This window comes from Pseudomonas sp. CCNWLW23 (assembly GCF_037095675.1).
In the GTDB taxonomy this organism is placed as follows: Bacteria; Pseudomonadota; Gammaproteobacteria; order Pseudomonadales; family Pseudomonadaceae; genus Aquipseudomonas; species Aquipseudomonas atacamensis.
This window is the reverse complement of the sequence record NZ_JBAWKM010000002.1, coordinates 121,839-141,270: the sequence shown is the minus strand read 5'-3', so window position 1 is coordinate 141,270 and position 19,432 is coordinate 121,839. Positions and strand designations below refer to the sequence as shown.

Genomic DNA, 19,432 nt, shown 5'->3' with positions numbered 1-19,432 from the left:
CAGCCATGGAAATCGACGCACTGTTGTCAATATTGTCGCAAAAAAACGGCTCGGATCTGTTCCTCTCTACCGGCGCAGCGCCGAGCGCGCGCATTGATGGCGTGCTGACGGCGCTCAGCGATCAGCCCTTCAAGCCCGGCGAAACCGCGGCCATCGCCACCTCCCTGATGGACGCCGAGCAGCGCCGGGAGTTCGACCGGGATCTGGAAATGAACCTGGCAATCTCCCGAACGGGCGTCGGGCGGTTCCGGGTGAACATTTTCAAGCAGCGCAACGACGTTTCGATCGTGATCCGCAACGTCAAGGTCGACATCCCGCGATTCGAAGACCTGAAGCTGCCGCCGGTGCTGCTGGAAACGGTGATGCTCAAACGTGGCCTGATTCTTTTTGTCGGCGCGACCAGTTCAGGCAAGTCGACTTCACTGGCGGCGCTCATCGATCACCGTAACCGCCACAGCGCCGGACACATCGTGACGATCGAAGACCCGATCGAATATATCCATCGACACAAGCGCTCGATCATCAATCAGCGTGAAGTCGGCGTAGATACCCGAAGCTTTCATGCGGCTTTGAAGAACACTCTGCGCCAGGCTCCGGATGTTGTATTGATTGGTGAGATCCGTGACCGCGAAACCATGGAGCATGCGCTGTCATTCGCTGATACCGGCCATCTTGTGTTGTCGACGCTGCATGCGACCAACGCCAATCAGGCGCTGGATCGAATCATCAATATGTTTCCCGAGGAGAAGCGCGAACAGCTTTTGCAGACATTGGGCAACAACCTCAAAGCCTGTGTTTCGCAGCGTCTGGTCCGCACTGTCGATGGCCAAAGGCGCGCGGCAGTCGAAATTCTTCTGGGTACGCCGACCATCGCTGACCTGGTCCGACGCGGCCAGTTCGAAGAGCTCAAGCCGATGATGGAAAAATCGACCGGACTCGGTATGCAGACATTTGACGCGGCACTGTTTGCGCTGTTTGCAGAAGGTGCAATCAGTGAGCAGGAAGCATTGAAGAATGCCGATTCGGTGAATAACTTGAAGTTGCGAATCAAACTTCAGCACGACCAGGCAAGTGTTAACAATACAGGCCCCGGCGAGTGGGGTTTGATGGATTGACTTGGTGTCTTCGATTGCATCGAGTGTTTGCACGGCAACAACACTTAATAATTGACTCATGGTTCGGTTGTATGTGTTTGGGTAAAACGTCATCACGCTGAATGGTCAGCTAGTTGGTTTGATGAGGTTTTACTGTGAACGAAGTTAAGAAAAATAAAGTATTCCGGCCATCGAAAGTTGCGCTGGCTGAATGGAAGTATCGGTCTGCGGCAGATGCTACCGAGCGCGATATGGTTCTTCGGCATCTGGAAGAGGCATTGAATGAGTACACCGAAGATCACGGTATAGACTGGTATGGGCGTGAAGTAGAGTTGCAACCAGGCTCTTCACTGCATGAAATATATAACCCCGGCAGACTTCTGCTCAATGAGCTGCTGAAAACCGGGCCGGTCATTGGTGCAATCGGTCGAGAGGAGGCGCGCGAGCATAACGGCCTGGTTCGGATTACGCCGGAAGGCAGGATGGAAGTCCGTGCCGTCAGAGGTTGGGTAGATCTGGTTGCGGCGCAGTATTTTGAATACAGTCAACCTACGCGCTCGACGGTGAGTCTCATCGCCGACATTGCCGCAGTCGCCGGCGGTTTTGTATGGCCCGATCTGGATGTAACCCTGGATCAGTGGTTCAAGTTTCATGATATCGATCTGCCTGACACCAAGGCCAAGATCAGTAACTTGATCGGCTTGTTCAAGTTTTCACCCGAGGTCAGGGAGCCAGTTGCTTTTTGGGATCACTTTCAATCCGGTGAGCAGAGTCACAACGCGTTATCCGAAGAGCAGTTTGCAGATATTCGTGGCGCCACCACCAAATTGATGCCGAAGCGAAAACTGTTGTCAGCCTTGTACAACGTCACAGGGCGCGCGGATATATCTCACGAAACGGCGGCGCAGCGCCTCTTTGAATTTGTCGCCTATCCAGTTTCGCTGGATCTTGCCAGAAGTTATATCAAAGAGCTGAATTGGTACGGGGTGAATGACGGGCAAACGCTTTCCGAAAATATTCTCCGCCAATTGTTGATGACCGCGATTTTACTCGACCTGGCCCCATCAATCGGCCATCGCCACTTGGTCGAACGGCGGGACCTGTACTCGCCAGACAATCTTGAGCGCCATCCATCAGAGATACTCGAGGAGTACACCGAGTTTGTGCGGAACAAGCGCTGGGTAGATCCGATATTGGCGCCTCTGGTGGTTCATCTTCTCCTGGCACGCAACGCGCCCGAATTTCTGGTCAGGAAAATTCCGACAGAGGTCACACTTGGATCGATCGCCTGGATCAAGTTCTGTCGCGCTGTAGTATTGGTCGAGGCGGTAAAGACCGGGGCCTCGCGGGAATTGACCTATGCACAGATCATCGCTTACGGCGAACTGGAGCCGGTCAGTGAAGCGCAGAAGCATATGCGCGATCTGGCGCTGATCGACCCGATCGTGGAGTGGGCGTTGCTTAACCGGATTATCTCCAGAGCCGAACTCGAAGAGGCAGAAGAAACCTGTACACGAAGGGCGATTGACGCGTTTGAGCACCACGCAGACCAATTCGCCCAGCTAGCTCGCGCATTTTCGACACCGTTACCCAACCGAGCGGAAATTGCCCGAACCCAATTGAGAAAAGCTGCACCGGGCTGCGACACACTGGACGAAAAGGCGCTATCCGAGAAAGGCGGACAGCAAATCATGTCCATGGTCGAGCTGCATCAATCGGGCGATCTGGTCACCGGTCAGTGGGACAGGCGCACCGTACGTTTGATCGTCAACGGATTGCTGCAACCTGCGATCAACTACAACCCTGCGGGTCTCAGTCTTTATCAGCGTTATCCGCGACTGCTGACGATTGAATCCTGTGACGAGGAAATGGATCGTCAGTTGGCCGTGCATTTCGAAGCGGTGAACGGCGGCATGATGTCTGCCGTCAAGCTGGCGTTGGCACACATGCCGGAAGCGGATCTGCAAGTGTTCATGAATGCTGACATTCATTTTTTTACCGTGCGTGAATCGGCATCCTATGTGACTACGCGCCGGGCCGGCGGACCTTTGAATCTAGGGCTTGAACAAGAAACACAACAAAGCCGGGATGCCGCCACGGGACGCTTCGGCGTTGTGATGTACACGTCTGATGAAGACGCTGATCTTTGTTATGAATTATTCACTTCGCGTGCAGAAACCCGCAGGAATGATGCGCTGGGTGCTTTCATCAGTCGGGAAAAAAAGCTTCAGCAACGCTCAAGAATGAGCGCCAGTGCCAACATGACGACGCCCCTGAGCAACACCCTGACCCAGAGCGTTCCGCTGAACATCAGGCGCTATACCCATGCCGCGGCCGAGGACGCTTCGATCAGCAGCAGTATGGCGATCATCGATTACTTCGGCGCGCTGAAAGCACCAGCGCAATCTGCGCGGTTGCAGACAGGGTTCTACCAGAAATTCAACGACCCTAACATCGTGCGCATCGCCGGGTTTCTCGCCGAGAACAGACCGTTCCTGAATAAAACCGAGCTCAGAGAGCTTGTGCGTGTACCGACGCCGCTCGAACTCTCCCGGGAAGAGGGCGAACGCTTGCTGACTTACTTTATCGACCTGTTGGTGCCGTTCAAAAAATGCATCGAGGACATCGCCTCGGGCGAACACAACAAGATGGTGGACGGGGTTTACGGATGTTTGATGGACGGCATCGGCCTGGTGGGAACAGTGGCTGGCGCCAGCTCGAAGGCGCTGAGTATTTCCACCAGGGCCATTTCCACTACTGCCAAGGCCGCGCGTTTCACCCGGCTGGCGTTTACTTCGGCCATCTCGCTTTTCAATCCCTTCGACGGTGTGCCCTCTGGTCTGCAGGCGGGCGGTAAACTGGTACACAAGGGCCTGCTGCGGTTCAACAAGAACACTCATGACCTGATTACTCTGGCCAGGGGGCAATTGCACAGGATCAGCGGTCGCCGGCAATCCTATGATCTGCTTGAAGCGGCCGATAACGCGCAATTCGGGTTGGGGAGCTGGCGGCCACGCGGGGCTACGCATGAAGCCGTCGCCGTGCTGGCCGCGCGCAGTGGTGACAAATGGTACTCGCTGAATCGACGCGGCAACTTGTGGGGCAAGTCTCTGGAGGGTTTTGTGTATCAAGCCCCCTTGCAGCTGCCTGCTTCGCCGCGCACGTTGCCGCTCAGTTACACGCGCAAGTTCATCGAGCAAAGCCTGCCCCGTGCACGGGCCAAGATCGACAACGCATTGGAAATCTTCAACCGTCATGATTTCAAACGCGATCGCGACGCGCTGATGAAGATCGTGTTCGGCGATGCTTCTCAGGTGTCCACTGATCGGCTGGTGAACTACTTGCGTTTGATCCGCTTCGATTTCGCCGGTTTCTCCTTGAGCAACATGGTTCTCGACGGCCTCAAGATCAACGACACCCTGGCATCGTTCGATGCAAACAATTACCAGCGCTGGAAAGACGCGGGTTCGAGCGGTGATTGCGCTATAGCGTTTGTTGAGGTCTACACGAAAAACTTCAATCGACACTTCGTCAGCATGGGTCTGAACCACGATGTGATCGCCGACGACCTGATTCATGAGCTGTTCCACGCCAGCGCACAAACCGACGATGTCGGTTATGCCACCGACGCCGTGCATGCCAGTGACAGCGGACAGCAGCTGGATGTGTCCGTATTGCTCAATCTGGGGGCAGGTTGCCTGGCGCAGTCGCAGAGCGGCACTGATTGTCATGCGCCGTCCAGAGCCTTCGAAAACGCCGACTCGCTCACGCTGGTCACCTCATTGCTGAGTCAACTGATCACTGACGAGGTCACTTTCGATCAAAACATGACTGTTCTTGCCAGTGCGCTCGAGGCCAGTGCAGGCCGGGCGATTGGCGAGCCGGTGGTCATTACCTTGAACAAACCTCGTTGATGAAAAGCACTGCCGCCAGCCTGTCGGATGAGGGCGTCAGTGCCGATTTCAATCAGCCAGTTCCGGCCGTTCCCGAAACTGCTCCAGCGCTTCGGGATTGGCCAGTGCATCGGTGTTTTTTACCGGCCTTCCATGCACGACATCACGCACCGCCAGCTCCACGACTTTGCCGCTGATGGTGCGCGGTATGTCCGTCACTGCAACAATCCGCGCCGGGACATGCCTCGGCGTGGTATTGGCGCGGATCACCTCGCGGATTCGCTGTTCGAGTCCTTGATCGAGTTCGACCCCATCGCGCAAACGCACGAACAGCACGACCCGCACATCATCCTGCCACTGCTGACCGATGGCGACGCTGTCCAGTACCTCGGTGATTTTCTCGACCTGACGATAGATTTCCGCCGTGCCGATACGCACGCCGCCCGGGTTCAGTACCGCATCCGAGCGGCCATGGATCATCATCGCGCCGTGGGGCAACTGTTCGGCGTAATCACCTTGTGCCCAGACGCCGGGGAACAGGCTGAAGTAGGACTGGCGGAGTTTTGAGCCGTCGGGGTCATTCCACAAGCCGATCGGCATCGCCGGGAAATGCCGTGTGCAGACCAGTTCACCTTTCTCACCGATCACCGGCTGGCCAGCGTCGTTCCACACCTCGACGGCCATGCCCAGGCTCTTGCCCATGATTTCTCCGCGACGTGCCGCTGACAGTGGGTTGCCATTGACGAAGCACGAAACGATGTCGGTACCACCGGACATCGAGGCCAGGCACACCTCGGTTTTGAAGTCGCGGTAAACGAAATCGTAGCTTTGCGGTGACAAAGCCGAGCCCGTGCACAGCAGGGTTTTCAAGCTGCTCAAGTCATGACTTTCGCGGGGCCTGGCGCCGCTGCTTTCCAGCGTCGCGAGGAATTTCGGACTGGTGCCAAACACGCTGATGCGTTCATCGTCGATCAGATCGAGCAAGCGCTGATGGTCCGGATAAAACGGCGAGCCGTCGTAGAGCACCACGGCGCTGCCAACCGCGAGCGCTGAAACCAGCCAGTTCCACATCATCCAGCCGCAGGTCGTGTAGTAGAACAAGCGGTCACCGGGACCGAGGTCGCAGTGCAAACCATGTTCCTTGACGTGTTGCAGCAGCACACCGCCGGTGCTGTGGACGATGCATTTCGGCACGCCAGTGGTACCGCTGGAGTACAGCACGTAGAGCGGATGATTGAACGGCACCGGGGTGAAAACCGGTTCGCCGTCGGGTTGATAGAAGTCTTCCCACAAGCAGACATCAGCGTGGGTTTGATAATCCTCGATGCGCGCTTGCGGACGGGCGTACGGGACGATGATCAACTGCTGCAGCGACGGCAGCTGTATCAGGATTTCGTTGAGCTTGGCGGTCTGATCCAGGATTTTTCCGGCGTATTGATAACCGGCGCAGGTGAGCAGCACTTTCGGTTCGATCTGGCCAAAGCGATCGATCACGCCGTGGGTGCCGAAGTCCGGCGACGAGCAGGACCAGATCGCGCCGAGGCTGGTGGTGGCCAACATCGCCACCAGGGTTTGCCAGGTGTTGGGCATGCAAGCCGCCACGCGATCACCCCGGTCAACGCCCGCCGCGCGCAGGCTCGCCTGAAAACCGGCGACGTGTTCGGCCAGTTCGGCCCAGGTCAGTTGTTCGCGCTGGCCGTTTTCCGCCACAGCAACCACCGCCACGGCATCGTCGCGGCGGCGCAGCAGGTGTTCAGCGAAGTTCAGCGTCGCGCCGGGGAACCACTCGGCGCTGGGCATTTCTGCACCTTCACGCAAGATGGCGTCGGGCTGAGAGTGGAAGCGGATGTCGAAGAAATCGACGATCGCCTGCCAGAACGCCGGGCGCTGATCGATGCTCCATTGGTGCAGGGCAGGGAAGTCGTCGAGCTTAAGCGAATGCCGCTGATTGATTTCGCGCCGGAAAACGTCCATACGCGAACCGGCGATACGCTGGGCGTCGGGTTGCCAGAGGATGTCGGACATGGGTTTGCCTCTTCTTATCGGATTCGCGAGCTGGCTCGCTCCCACAATGGCCAGGTGTTTATTGCGCCAGCCAGCCACCATCAATATTCCACGCCGCGCCGCGCACCTGGCTGCCGGCTTCACTGCACAAGAACAACACCAGCTCACCCAGATGCTGCGGTGTAACGAACTCCAGCGACGGCTGTTTTTCCGCCAGCAGATCATGCTGCGCCTGCTGCGGATCGACACCCTTGGCCGCGCGATCATCGATCTGCTTCTGCACCAGCGGCGTCAGCACCCAACCCGGACAGATCGCATTGCAGGTGACATTGCTGGTCGCGGTTTCCAGCCCGACTACTTTGGTCAGGCCGATCACGCCATGCTTGGCGGCAACGTACGCGGCTTTGCCGGTGGAGCCGACCTGGCCGTGCACCGAGGCGATATTAATGATGCGCCCCCAGTTCTTGCTGCGCATGCCCGGCAGGCTCAACCGCGTGCTGTGGAATACCGATGACAGGTTGATCGCGATGATCGAATCCCAGCGCTCAACAGGGAACTCTTCTACGGCCGCAACGTGCTGAATGCCGGCGTTGTTGACCAGAATGTCGACGCCGCCAAACTCGCGCTCGGCGTAGGCGACCATGTCGGCAATCTGTGCCGGGTCGCTGACATCGGCGGGATGATGGCCGACCTTGCCGCCGTACTGAGCGACGTCGGCGATCACCTTCGAGGCATCGCCGAAGCCATTGAGAATCAGGTTGGCGCCCGCTTTCGCGAGAGTCAGCGCGATGCCCAGGCCGATGCCGCTGGTGGAGCCGGTTACCAACGCTGTCTTGCCGGAAAGAGTGGTCATGAATACCTCACACAATGCCAGTGGCGTAGAAAGTGCCGATCACCACGAAAACCGCCAGGGTCTTGATCAGCGTAATACAGAAAATGTCTTTGTAGGCTTCGCGGTGGGTCAGTCCGGTCACCGCCAGCAACGTGATTACCGCGCCGTTGTGCGGCAGGGTGTCCATGCCGCCGCTGGCCATCGCGGCCACGCGGTGCAGCACTTCCAGCGGGATATTCGCCGCGTGCGCCGCACTGATGAACTGCTCGGACATCGCCGCCAGCGCGATGCTCATGCCGCCCGACGCCGATCCGGTAATGCCGGCGAGCAGCGTCACGGTGATCGCTTCGTTGACCAACGGATTGGGAATCTGCTTGAGCCAGTCGGCCAGCACCAAAAAGCCCGGCAGCGAAGCGATTACCGCACCAAAGCCGTATTCAGACGCGGTGTTCATGGCTGCGAGCAACGCACCGCTGACCGCGCTTTTGCTGCCTTCGGCGAGCTTGCTTTTGATCGCCTTAAAACCGAACGCCAGGACCATGAGGATGCCGACCAGCAACGCCGCCTGCACCGCCCAGATCGCCGTGAGCTTGGCGATTTCGGTGGTGACCGGCGCGGCCATGCCCGGCAGTGCCAGGCTGTGGGTCTTGCCGTACCACTGCGGAATCCACTGGGTGAAGAGCAGGTTCATGATGCCCACCGCCAGCAATGGCGACAGGGCAATCCACGGGTTGGGCAGCTTCAGGTCTTCGGCGGTTTCCGGTTCGTTGCGCAGTTCAGTGCCGTAACCTTCGCCGGCACGTTGCGCCTTGTTGCGTTGGCGCTGCAGAAACAGCATGCCGGCGCAGAACACGAAAATCGTGCCGATCACCCCCAGCCACGGCGCCGCCCATGCGGTGGTGTTGAAGAAGGTGCTGGGGATGATGTTCTGGATCTGCGGCGTGCCGGGCAGGGCGTCCATGGTGAACGAGAATGCACCGAGGGCAATGGTCGCCGGGATCAGACGTTTGGGAATATTGCTCTGGCGGAACATCTCCGCTGCAAACGGGTAAACAGCGAAGACGACGACGAACAACGACACGCCGCCATAAGTCAGCAGGGCGCAGACCAGCACGATCACCAGCATCGCTTGTTTAGTCCCGAGCAAGCGAATCGCAGCGGCCACGATCGAGCGCGAGAAACCCGACAGCTCGATCAGCTTGCCGAACACCGCGCCGAGCAGGAATACCGGGAAATAGAGCTTGATGAAACCGACCATCTTGTCCATGAACACCCCGGTGAACGCAGGGGCAACGGCGGACGGATCGGTGAGCAGGACCGCGCCGAGGGCGGCGATCGGGGCAAAGAGGATGACGCTGTAGCCACGGTAGGCGGCGAGCATCAGCAGCGTCAGGGCTGCCAAGGCAATGATCACACTCATGGTGTGTCTCTCCAGGATTGTTATTTTTGTGGGTGGAACGGGTGTGGAGAGTGGGTTAGCGAGATTTGTGCCAATCTCCTAACTGGTTGAAATATAACGAAATTTGATCCGGGTCGCGTTCTGGTAGCTGTTTTTGTCTCTTAGTTGAGATTTTCTTTGAGTGGGCCGGCGCCTTCGCGAGCAGGCTCGCTCCCACATTGGTCATGCATTCCCCTGTGGGAGCGAGCCTGCTCGCGAAGCTTTTGCTCTAGTCTTAAAATGGAGATCGGATGTCTCTATATGTAGACTCAACGATCCCCAGCGCAGCCATTTTTTTGTACAGCGTCGACCGCCCCAGCCCCAGTCGAACCGCCGCCTCCGGCACTTTTCCCGCGCATTGCGCCAGGGTCGACTCGATCAACTGCCGATCAAACCGCGCCCGCGCCTGTGCAAATGTCTCCCCAGCGGAGGCTTGCATGCTCGGCTCGGACGTTCGCTCAACCGGAGTAAACGTGCCAATCGCGCCGCGAATATCCTGCTCGGTCAGCATCAGATCATCACTGAGCAACGCCGCCCGCTCCAGCACATTGCGCAACTCACGGATGTTGCCCGGCCAGGCATGCTGGCCGAGCAACGCCAGCGCATCGCGGTGCAGTTCATGCTGGCTGCGCAGTTCTTCGAGAATCGCCTCGCTCAGCGCCGGCAAATCGTCGAGACGTTCACGCAGCGGCGGCACCTGGATCGGCAGTACGTTGAGGCGGTAGTACAAATCGGCGCGAAATTCGCCGCGCTTGATCGCCGCCTGCAAATCCGTCGACGTCGCGGCGATTACCCGCACATCGCTCTGAATCACTTCATTGGAGCCGACCGGCTCGAACTCCTTTTCCTGCAACACGCGCAGCAGTTTGCTTTGCAGCGGCAGCGGCATATCGCCGATCTCATCGAGAAACAGCGTGCCACCCTGAGCGATTTGTAATTTACCGGTGCGGCCCTTGCGGTCAGCGCCGGTAAAGGCGCCGGGTGCCGTGCCAAAGAACTCGGCTTCCAGCAGCGCCTCGGGAATTGCCGCGCTGTTGATGCTGACGAAGGCTTTGTGTGCGCGGGGTGAGGCGCTGTGGATCGCTTGAGCAAGCAACTCTTTACCGGTGCCGGTTTCCCCCAGCAGCAGAACCGGCGAATCAGCACTGGCACTGCGCCGCGCACGGCGTTTGACTTCAAGGCTGGCAGCGCTGGTACCGATGAAGTGGGCGAAGTTGTATTTGGTCTGCCGCGCACGCAGTAGCGAGCGGGTCGAGGCGAGTTCTTCCTGCATGCTCAGGTAGCGCTTGAGCATCGGCGACAGCGTGCGCAACTCGTCGAACAGGGCAAAACCGATGGCGCCGATCACGCTGCCGGCATCGTCGTGGATCGGCAGGCGCATCACCACCAGCGGTTCTTTTGGGGTGTCCTGCATGTCCAGCAGAATCGGCCGACCGGTGCGTACCACCTCGCGCAGCAGGCTGCCGGGGATCACGCTTTCGCAGGGTTTGCCGATAGCGCCTGCCGCTGAATCCAGACCGAAGCGCCGGGCGTAGCGTTCGTTCATCCAGACGATATTCGCATCGCGGTCAACAATCACCGTGCCCTCACTGGATTGCTCGATGATCTCGAACAGCGAACGGATCGCCAGGGTGCGCACCCGTTGGTAGTCCTTGAGGCTTTCGGTGGTGTTCATGGAGGCTGATCCTGATTGTTTGTTGCCGGTACCGGTCCCTTCGCGAGCAGGCTCGCTCCCACAGGGGGCTGCATTCCAATGTGGGAGTGAGCCTGCTCGCGAATGCCGCGCCGAGAATAAGCAGAAAAAAACCTACCCCGGATGCGCCGCCGCCAACAGCTCTTTGGTGTAGGGATGCTGCGGGTTGTCAAACACGTCGTGACTGGCACCACGCTCGACCACCTGACCGTCCTTGATCACGATCATGTCGTGGGCCAACGCGCGCACCACAGCCAAATCATGGCTGATAAACAGGTAGGTCAAACCGTATTTTTCCTGCAAATCACGGAGCAGGGTGACCACTTGTTTCTGTACGGTGCGATCGAGGGCCGAGGTCGGTTCATCGAGCAGGATCAGCGCGGGTTTGAGCACCAGAGCCCGGGCGATGGCGATGCGCTGGCGTTGGCCGCCGGAAAATTCATGCGGGTAGCGATGGCGGCTTTCCGGGTCGAGGCCGACTTCCTTGAGCACGCGAATCACTTGCTCATCACATTCATTAGCGGTCGACTCGCAATGCACTTCCAGACCTTCGCTGATGATCTGTGCCACCGACATGCGCGGGCTGAGGCTGCCAAACGGATCCTGAAAAACCACCTGCATCTGCCGCCGCCACGGCCGCAATTGCTTTTGATTGAGGCCATCCAGCGCTTCGCCCTGAAAGCGAATGCTGCCCTCGGAATCCAGCAAGCGCAGGATCGCCTGACCCAGCGTCGACTTGCCTGAACCGGATTCGCCAACTATGCCCAAGGTCTTGCCGCGCTGAATATTCAGACTGATGCCATCGACAGCGCGCAGATACTGCTTGCGCCTGAACAGCCCGCCGCCGACCTGGAAATCGACGCGCAGATCAGCGACCTCCAGCACATTTTCGCGTTCGTCACGGGGCAGGGCTTCACCTTCCGGCTCTGCGTTCAACAGCACGCAGCTGTAAGGGTGTTTGGGTTCGGTAAACAGGGTTTCACAGGGCGCCTGCTCGACGATCTCGCCAGCCTTCATCACGCACACCCGCTGCGCGATGCTGCGAACCAGATTGAGATCGTGACTGATCAGCAGCAGCGACATGCCGAGCCGCTGTTGCAGGGACTTGAGCAGCAAGAGAATCTTGCGCTGCACGGTGACATCCAGCGCCGTGGTCGGCTCGTCGGCAATCAACAACTCCGGTTCGCAGGCCAGGGCCATGGCGATCATCACCCGTTGCCGTTGCCCGCCAGAGAGCTGATGCGGATAGGCTTTCAAACGCTCCTTGGGCTTCTGAATACCGACCAGTCCGAGCAATTCGAGAATGCGCTGCTGGGCTTGCTTGCCGCCGAGGCCGCGGTGCAGCAACAGGGTTTCGCCAATCTGTTTTTCGATGGTGTGCAACGGATTGAGCGAAGTCATCGGCTCCTGAAAGATCATGGCGATGCGATTGCCGCGCAGTTCTCGCAAGACCTTCGGATCAGCACCGAGCAATTCTTGCCCGCGATAGCGGATGCTGCCACGGGTTTGCGCCTCGCTCTCAGGTAACAGTTGCAGGATCGAATGCGCGGTCACCGATTTCCCCGAGCCCGATTCGCCCACCAGTGCCAGGCACTCACCGGGGCGGATATCCAGGCACAGGTCACGCACCACGGTCTGGCCATGGAAGGCGACATTGAGGTTGCGGATTTCAATCAGGTTTTCTGTCATGGTCACGCTTCAGGATCGAGGGTCAAAAGCGTCGCGCAACGCTTCGCCGATGAATACCAATAACGAAAGGATCAACGCCAGGGTAAAGAACGCGGTCAACCCGAGCCACGGCGCTTGCAGGTTCTGCTTGCCCTGACCGATCAGTTCGCCCAGCGAGGCACTGCCGGCCGGCATGCCGAAGCCGAGGAAATCCAGCGCGGTCAGCGTTGAAATGGCGCCGGTCAGAATGAACGGCAGGTAGCTGAGCGTCGCGTTCATTGCGTTGGGCAGGATGTGCCGGAAGATCACCTTGCGGTCAGTCAGGCCCAGGGCGCGTGCGGCTTTGACGTATTCCAGATTGCGCCCGCGCAGGAACTCGGCGCGCACCACGTCCACCAGCGCCAACCAGGAAAACAGCGCCATGATCCCCAGCAGCCACCAGAAATTCGGCTCTACGAACCCGGAAAGGATGATCAGTAGATACAACACTGGCAGCCCCGACCAGACTTCCAGCACGCGCTGTCCGAGCAGGTCGACCCAGCCACCGTAATACCCCTGCAATGCGCCGGCGGCGATGCCGATCAGCGCGCTGACGAAAGTCAGCATCAGGGCAAACAGAATCGATACCCGAGCACCAAAGATGACCCGCGCCAGCACATCGCGCGCCTGATCGTCGGTGCCCAGCCAATTGACCGAAGTCGGCGGACTCGGCGCCGGTTTGTTCAGGTCATAGTTGGGCGTGTCGTCGCTGAACGGAATCGGCGGGAACAGCAACCAGCCGCCGTCCTTGCGAATCAGATTCTGCACGTAATCGCTGCGGTAATCGGCCTGGAACGGCAGTTGCCCGCCGAACTCCTGTTCGGTATGGCGCTTGAACACCGGGAAGTACCATTGGCCCTGATAACTGACCATCAACGGTTTGTCGTTGGCGATCAATTCGCCACCCAGCGTCAGCAGGAACAGGCCGATGAACAGCCACAGCGACCACCAGCCACGACGGTTTTTCTTGAAGCGTTCGAAACGGCGACGACCCAAAGGCGAGAGCTTGAACATCAGGCATTCCTCGCGGCAAAGTCGATACGCGGGTCGACCAGGGTGTAGCAGAGGTCGCCGATCAGTTTTATCAGCAGGCCGAACAGGGTGAAGATGAACAGCGAACCGAACACCACTGGATAGTCCCGCGATACCGCTGCTTCGTAACTCATGCGCCCAAGGCCATCGAGGGAGAAGATCACTTCGATCAGCAGTGAGCCGGCGAAAAACACACTGATGAACGCCTGAGGTATCCCCGAGACCACCAACAGCATGGCGTTGCGAAACACGTGTCCGTACAGCACGCGGCGTTCGCTCAAGCCTTTGGCGCGAGCCGTTACTACATACTGTCGGGTGATTTCATTGAGGAACGAGTTTTTTGTAAGGATCGTCAAGGTCGCGAATCCACCGATCACCAGCGCGGTGACCGGCAGCACCAGATGCCATAAGTAATCGGCGATCTTGCCCAGGGTCGATAGCGATTCGAAGTTGTCCGAAACCAGTCCGCGCACCGGAAACCAGTTCAACGAAGTACCGCCGGCGAATACCACGATCAGGAACATCGCGAACAGAAACGCCGGCATGGCGTAACCGATGATGATCGCCGTGCTGCTCCAGATGTCGAAATGGCTGCCGTGGTGCACAGCCTTGCGGATGCCCAGCGGGATCGACACCAGATAGGTGATCAGCGTCGCCCACAATCCGAGCGAAATGGTCACCGGCATCTTTTCCAGAATCAGGTCGGTGACTGTTGCACCACGGAAGAAGCTCTTGCCGAAGTCCAATTGCGCGTAATTCTTCAGCATCAGCCACAGGCGCTCGTGGGCCGGTTTGTCGAAGCCGTACTGTTTTTCAATGTCCTTGATCAATTGCGGATCGAGGCCACGGCTGGCGCGCGAAGCGTTGCTCGATGTCTCGCCGGCTCCGCCGCCGACACTGGCGCCGCCAATGCCTTGCAGATGGGCGATGGCTTGTTCCACTGGTCCGCCGGGCGCGGCTTGGATGATGACGAAATTGACCAGCAGGATGATCACGAGCGTCGGAATGATCAGCAGCAGGCGCCGCAGTATGTAACCCCACATCAGTGCGGCCCTCCGGGTCTGCCGCGACTGATTTTCTCGGCGGTCATCTGCTGATTGGTCAGTGGCGTGCGGCTGATTTCCCACCAGCTCTCGATGGCTTCGTCATTGCTCGCCTGCACCGTGGGAATGCCGAAGCGGTTCCACCACACGGTCGAAGTGCCCGGCGGGTAATAGTTGGGAATCCAGTAGTAATTCCATTGCAGCACCCGGTCCAGCGCATGGGCGTAATGCAGCATGTCCGACTGAGTAGAGGCGCGGATCAGGCCGTTGATCAAGGTGTCGACCGCCGGGTTTTTCAACACCATGTAATTGTTCGCGCCCGGATCGTTGGCCGCTGCCGAGCCGAAATAGTTGAGCAACTCACCGCCCGGAGAAGTGGTAACGGGGTAGCCGGTGACGATCATGTCGTAGTCGCGACTCATCAGGCGATTGACGTATTGCGAGGCGTCGATGCGACGGATATTCAGCTCGATGCCGATCTGCTTCAGCGTGCGCTTGTAGGGCAACAGCAGGCGGTCCATGCCGTTCTGGCTGACCAGAAAAGTGAAGCTCAGCGGCTCGCCGGCGCCGTTGACCAGTTGATCGCCATCCGGTTTCCAGCCGGCCTGCTCGAGCAGTTGCAGGGCTTGCAACTGCTTGTCACGGATGATGCCGCTGCCGTCGGTCTTCGGCGCCTCGAAGACTTTACTGAACACTTCCTCAGGCACCTGACCGCGCAGCGGTTCGAGAATCTTCAGCTCTTGAGCGTCGGGCAACTGCCGGGCGGCGAGATCGGTATTGGAAAAGTAGCTCTGCTGGCGGATATAGACGTTGCGCATCATCTGCCGGTTGCTCCATTCGAAGTCCCAGAGCATCGCCAGCGCCTGGCGTACCCGGCGGTCCTGGAACATCGGCTTTTGCAGATTGAACACGAAACCCTGGGCCGATTGCGGCGCTTCAGTGGCGAGGTGGGCCTTCTGTAAACGGCCATCGCTGAGGGCGGGACTGTCGTAGCCGATCGAATAGCCGGTCGCGGAAAACTCGCGGTTGTAGTCATAGGCACCGCCACGCAGCACCTGACGGGCGACATCGGTGTCGCCGAAATACTCGATACTGAAATGGTCGAAGTTGTACAGGCCACGACTGACCGGCAGGTCCTTGCCCCACCAGTCGCCATTGCGTTCGAAAGTGATGCTGCGCCCGGAGTCGACCTTGCCGACCCGGTACGGCCCGCTGCCCAGCGGCGGCTCATAACCACCGCCGCCGGCGAAATCGCGACTCTTCCACCAGTGTTCGGGGAACACCGGCAGGGTCGCGATATCCAGGGGCAGGCTGCGGTTTTCGTTGCTTTTGAAGTCGAAGCGCACGGTCAGCGGCGCCTCGATCTCGACGCCTTTGACGTCGGCAAACTGGGTGCGATAACGCAGGCTGCCCTGGGTCATCAGCAGGTTGTAGGTGTAGCAAACGTCCTCGGCGGTGATCGGTTTGCCATCGGCAAAACGCGCCTTCGGATTGATGAAGAAGCGCAGCGACAGACCGTCGTCCGAGCGTTCCATTTTCTCCGCCACCAGACCGTACACCGTGTAGGGCTCATCCAGCGAGCGCTGGGCCAGCGGCGAATACAGCAGGCCGTCGATCTGCGTCACGCCGATGCCTTTGTCTATATAGGGCAGCAGATGATCGAAGTGGCCGATTTCGATTGCCGAGCGCCGCATCGTCCCACCCTTCGGCGCCTGCGGATTGGTGTAGTCGAAATGGCCGAAGCCGGCGGGGTATTTGGCCGGTTCGCCGTAAACGGTCAGTGCGTGTTGCGGGGCAGCGGTCGCACCGGCGGCACCCGTGAGCAGGGCGAGGGCGGTGAGCATCAGTGTGGGGAAAACCAGTCGCATCGTCAGCCTTGGAACGCAAAATCGATAAGCGCAAGTTGTACGCGAGCGGCGCGCCACTCGCCAGCCGTATATGTAACCGAAACACAACGGCCCACCAAAGGGTGGGCCGTTGTCAGCAACAGGACGACGAATCAGTCCTGACGGCTGGTGACTTCCAGCAGGTGGTAACCGAACTGGGTCTTCACCGGGCCTTGCACGACGTTGATCGGCGCGCTGAACACCACGGTGTCGAATTCCTTGACCATCTGGCCAGGACCGAACGAACCCAGGTCACCGCCCTGACGGCTGGATGGGCAGCTGGAGTTGGCTTTGGCGACTTCAGCAAAATCGGCGCCGGCTTCGATCTGAGCCTTGAGTTCGTTGCACTTGTCTTCGCTGGAAACCAGGATGTGGCGGGCAGTGGCTTTGGCCATGGGGAATTCTCCGAACTGTTTCAATAAAAGGTGGAGCGTACCGGAATCAGTCGGTGAATTCTCGGCAAAGTTCCATTCTGATTCCCTGACTCTACTCAAAGATCCGCCGCACGCAGGCGCCGGGCATGCTCGACGTACAGCTCGATAGGGTCCGGCGAAGACGCGGTTACTTCCGGGCTGCGCCGCAAACTAGCCAGGTGATCCATTGGATAATCAGAGCGGATCACTTGGCCGAGATGGCTACTGAAGCGTCCGACGAAGCCGTCATTCTGCTGGGGTTCGGTGGTGAAATACTGCGACAGGACGCGGCAGGTTGCTTGAACCGGATCCAGCGCCGGCAGCCTGGATTGCGCAACAACTCCGCTCCACGAGTAATAGCGCACGCCGTTGACTTGCTCCGGGCCGTGACCGCCCCAGGTGTGTGGCAGTCCTTGTGGGAATTTGTCATTGAATTGCCCGACGCCGACGGTGGTCAGTGCGTTGAGAGCAGCCACCGCATTCTGTGGCAGTGCCACGCTGCCACTGAGCAGCGACAACAAATCGGCAAATTGCGTCGCCACGTTTTGTGCAACGACCTCCGGCAGCTTGCCCGGGACCAGTGCCTTGCGCAGGAAGTCGGCGAGCTCCGAACCATGGTTCGGACCACTGACGGAGGTGACTGAAGCGACGACGTTTGGTGCAAGCGCTGCCGCATAACGTGCAGCGAGTGCACCTTGACTGTGTCCTATAAGGTTGACTTTCTTCGCTCCTGTGCCTCGCAGCACGCAGGCCATCTGTGACAGTAATTGCTCACCCCGCATTTCATTGTCATGGGTGGCCGAAAGGTGTGGAACAAACAATCGACAGCCAGCCGCTTTCAGCGCGGATTTGACGTCATGGAACAGCTCGAAATGACCGATACGCTCGAACCCGAACAGACCGTGGACCAACAGGATGGGATAACGAGTTGTAGCATTCCGTTGCATGTTCTTACCTTTTTCGTAGAAGTTCATCGGGAAATCACCGAGCCACTCTAAAACACCCCTGTCGCTGAGGAAGTACGAAGAGGCTTCGCGTTGTGTTTGAAAATGGACTACGAGGCGTACGAAATTTCGGAGAGCTGTGAAATCCGAATCGGAAGTTCAGTGGGTCGTTTGTCGGCATAACAGCGCGAACTCCCCGGTTGCCTACCTTGCGAGTAGCGCTTGCGCCGTCGTCGCGGTGTATTCGGCTGACATCAAGAACATTCAAAGAAGTCCTCAATGTAGATGTCAGTGTCGCCATTCGGGGCGGCACGTTTTCCAGGGAGTGGAAACGAAAATGAATAGCCATGAAGTCGAGTTTTGCTGGCGGATGCGTCAGCCGATGGTTGCCGAAGTGGCCATCGAAACTCTTGTCGCGCCGATGATTGACGGGCTCAGCGGGAGCGTGTTGGATCCTTCACTGGTCAAAGCCATCGTTCGCATTTCTCCTTATGCCAACATGAGCTGCGGCGATCAGCTGACGCTGTATTGGGAGGGGCTGGATATCGAAGGCTTCACCTATCAATACGAGAGTGTTCGATTCATCAGCCAGGCTCAGGTCGGCAGGGACGTAATCTTCGTCATCAAGGCCATGCATGTGGCTGCGCTGGATGGAGGCTCGCTGGAGGTTTACTGGACACTGCAAAGTGCGTCCGCGCCCAAGGCAGTGGAATCTGCACGCCTGCAACTGTCTGTGGGCGACATACGCACGCAATTGTTGGCGCCACAGATCGAAGGCTCGGTAAACGGAGCGCTGGAGCCATCGCGAGTGGCCGAGGGCACCCTGGTGACTCTGCAGCCTTACGCGAGGATGTCGGCGGGCGATCGGGTGATGTTGTCCTGGCACGGCGATACCTCGCCCGAGATCTTTACCGACTCATTGAACGTGGAGGCCTACTCCGTCGCGCAATGCCTGTCGTTCTGGGTGCCGGGTAGCTACATCGAAGCTCACCGAGGTGGTGAAGTGGTCGTCGCCTACCGTGTCGAACAGCGCTGTGGAACGGTTCGAGCGTCCGAGCCTGCCACGGTTTTCCTCGGGCCTGCAGTGCGTGCGCAATTGCCTGCGCCAGATGTCGTTGAGGCAGTTGAAAACGTGTTGTCACTGAAGGATTCGGTCGACGGCGTTTCCGTTCTCATCGAAGGGGCGCAGGTGCAAGAGGATGAGTTGGTCTATCTCAAGTGTGACGGTGAGTTCTTCAGTCACCGGGATGATCTTGAAATTACGCGGGAGACGGCTGGTCAAGCGGTGTGTTTCATCGTCCCTCACCGGTTCTGGCGTGAGCATCACGGCACAACGGTGCAGATCGCCTACACCGTGGAGCGTCTGGACGATGTCAGTCAGCAATCCCCCGTTAGGCAAATCAGCGTGGAGGCTTTGCCAGTGAATGCCGGCCCTCCGCGCTTTGAATGAGCG

The 19,432-nt window shown here is 58.7% G+C and carries 13 protein-coding genes; 3 read left to right on the top strand and 10 right to left on the bottom strand.

Annotated features, from left to right (window positions below):
* Window positions 1-5 precede the first annotated feature (5 nt).
* Both V8J63_RS03865 and V8J63_RS03860 read left to right on the top strand, forming a co-directional pair.
* Window positions 6-1,115 (top strand): PilT/PilU family type 4a pilus ATPase, encoded by a 1,110-nt coding sequence (locus V8J63_RS03865; RefSeq protein ID WP_336463609.1) that lies wholly within the window; start codon window positions 6-8, stop codon window positions 1,113-1,115.
* Between the two features lie 134 nt (window positions 1,116-1,249).
* The gene (locus V8J63_RS03860; RefSeq protein ID WP_336463608.1) at window positions 1,250-5,008 is read left to right on the top strand and encodes a hypothetical protein; all 3,759 of its coding nucleotides are present in this window, start codon (window positions 1,250-1,252) and stop codon (window positions 5,006-5,008) included.
* Window positions 5,009-5,056: 48 nt separating this feature from the next.
* On the opposite strand, the gene V8J63_RS03855 is transcribed toward V8J63_RS03860, so the two are convergent.
* The 10 genes from V8J63_RS03855 to V8J63_RS03810 form a co-directional block, all read right to left on the bottom strand.
* Window positions 5,057-7,012: an acetoacetate--CoA ligase gene (locus tag V8J63_RS03855; RefSeq protein ID WP_336463607.1), complete on the bottom strand. Its 1,956-nt coding sequence runs from the start codon at window positions 7,010-7,012 to the stop codon at window positions 5,057-5,059.
* Window positions 7,013-7,070: 58 nt separating this feature from the next.
* Complete coding sequence (hbdH, locus tag V8J63_RS03850) at window positions 7,071-7,844, bottom strand: 3-hydroxybutyrate dehydrogenase (RefSeq protein ID WP_262138069.1); 774 nt, start codon at window positions 7,842-7,844, stop codon at window positions 7,071-7,073.
* A gap of 7 nt (window positions 7,845-7,851) precedes the next feature.
* Window positions 7,852-9,243, bottom strand: coding sequence for a GntP family permease (locus tag V8J63_RS03845; RefSeq protein WP_016774505.1), 1,392 nt, complete (start codon window positions 9,241-9,243; stop codon window positions 7,852-7,854).
* Window positions 9,244-9,496: 253 nt separating this feature from the next.
* Window positions 9,497-10,936 (bottom strand): sigma-54 interaction domain-containing protein, encoded by a 1,440-nt coding sequence (locus V8J63_RS03840; RefSeq protein WP_130887827.1) that lies wholly within the window; start codon window positions 10,934-10,936, stop codon window positions 9,497-9,499.
* Window positions 10,937-11,068: 132 nt separating this feature from the next.
* Window positions 11,069-12,643, bottom strand: a complete 1,575-nt coding sequence (locus tag V8J63_RS03835; protein ID WP_336463606.1) for an ABC transporter ATP-binding protein — start codon at window positions 12,641-12,643, stop codon at window positions 11,069-11,071.
* Window positions 12,644-12,652: 9 nt separating this feature from the next.
* Window positions 12,653-13,675 carry an ABC transporter permease gene (locus V8J63_RS03830; protein WP_122610514.1) on the bottom strand — a complete coding sequence of 341 codons (1,023 nt, stop codon included), beginning with the start codon at window positions 13,673-13,675 and terminating at the stop codon, window positions 12,653-12,655.
* Window positions 13,675-14,736, bottom strand: coding sequence for a microcin C ABC transporter permease YejB (locus V8J63_RS03825; protein WP_125926815.1), 1,062 nt, complete (start codon window positions 14,734-14,736; stop codon window positions 13,675-13,677). Before V8J63_RS03825 ends, V8J63_RS03830 begins: the two co-directional genes overlap by 1 nt.
* A complete protein-coding gene (locus V8J63_RS03820; RefSeq protein ID WP_336463605.1) occupies window positions 14,736-16,604 on the bottom strand; it encodes an extracellular solute-binding protein in 1,869 nt (622 codons plus the stop codon). The genes V8J63_RS03825 and V8J63_RS03820 overlap by 1 nt, the downstream gene beginning before the upstream one ends.
* 131 nt (window positions 16,605-16,735) lie before the next feature.
* Window positions 16,736-17,017 (bottom strand): peptidylprolyl isomerase, encoded by a 282-nt coding sequence (locus V8J63_RS03815; RefSeq protein WP_016774509.1) that lies wholly within the window; start codon window positions 17,015-17,017, stop codon window positions 16,736-16,738.
* Window positions 17,018-17,112: 95 nt separating this feature from the next.
* Complete coding sequence (locus V8J63_RS03810; RefSeq protein ID WP_051600704.1) at window positions 17,113-17,982, bottom strand: esterase/lipase family protein; 870 nt, start codon at window positions 17,980-17,982, stop codon at window positions 17,113-17,115.
* Window positions 17,983-18,316: 334 nt separating this feature from the next.
* Here V8J63_RS03810 and V8J63_RS03805 point away from each other — a divergent pair, with 334 nt between their 5' ends.
* Complete coding sequence (locus tag V8J63_RS03805) at window positions 18,317-19,429, top strand: hypothetical protein (protein WP_336463604.1); 1,113 nt, start codon at window positions 18,317-18,319, stop codon at window positions 19,427-19,429.
* Window positions 19,430-19,432: the final 3 nt, after the last annotated feature.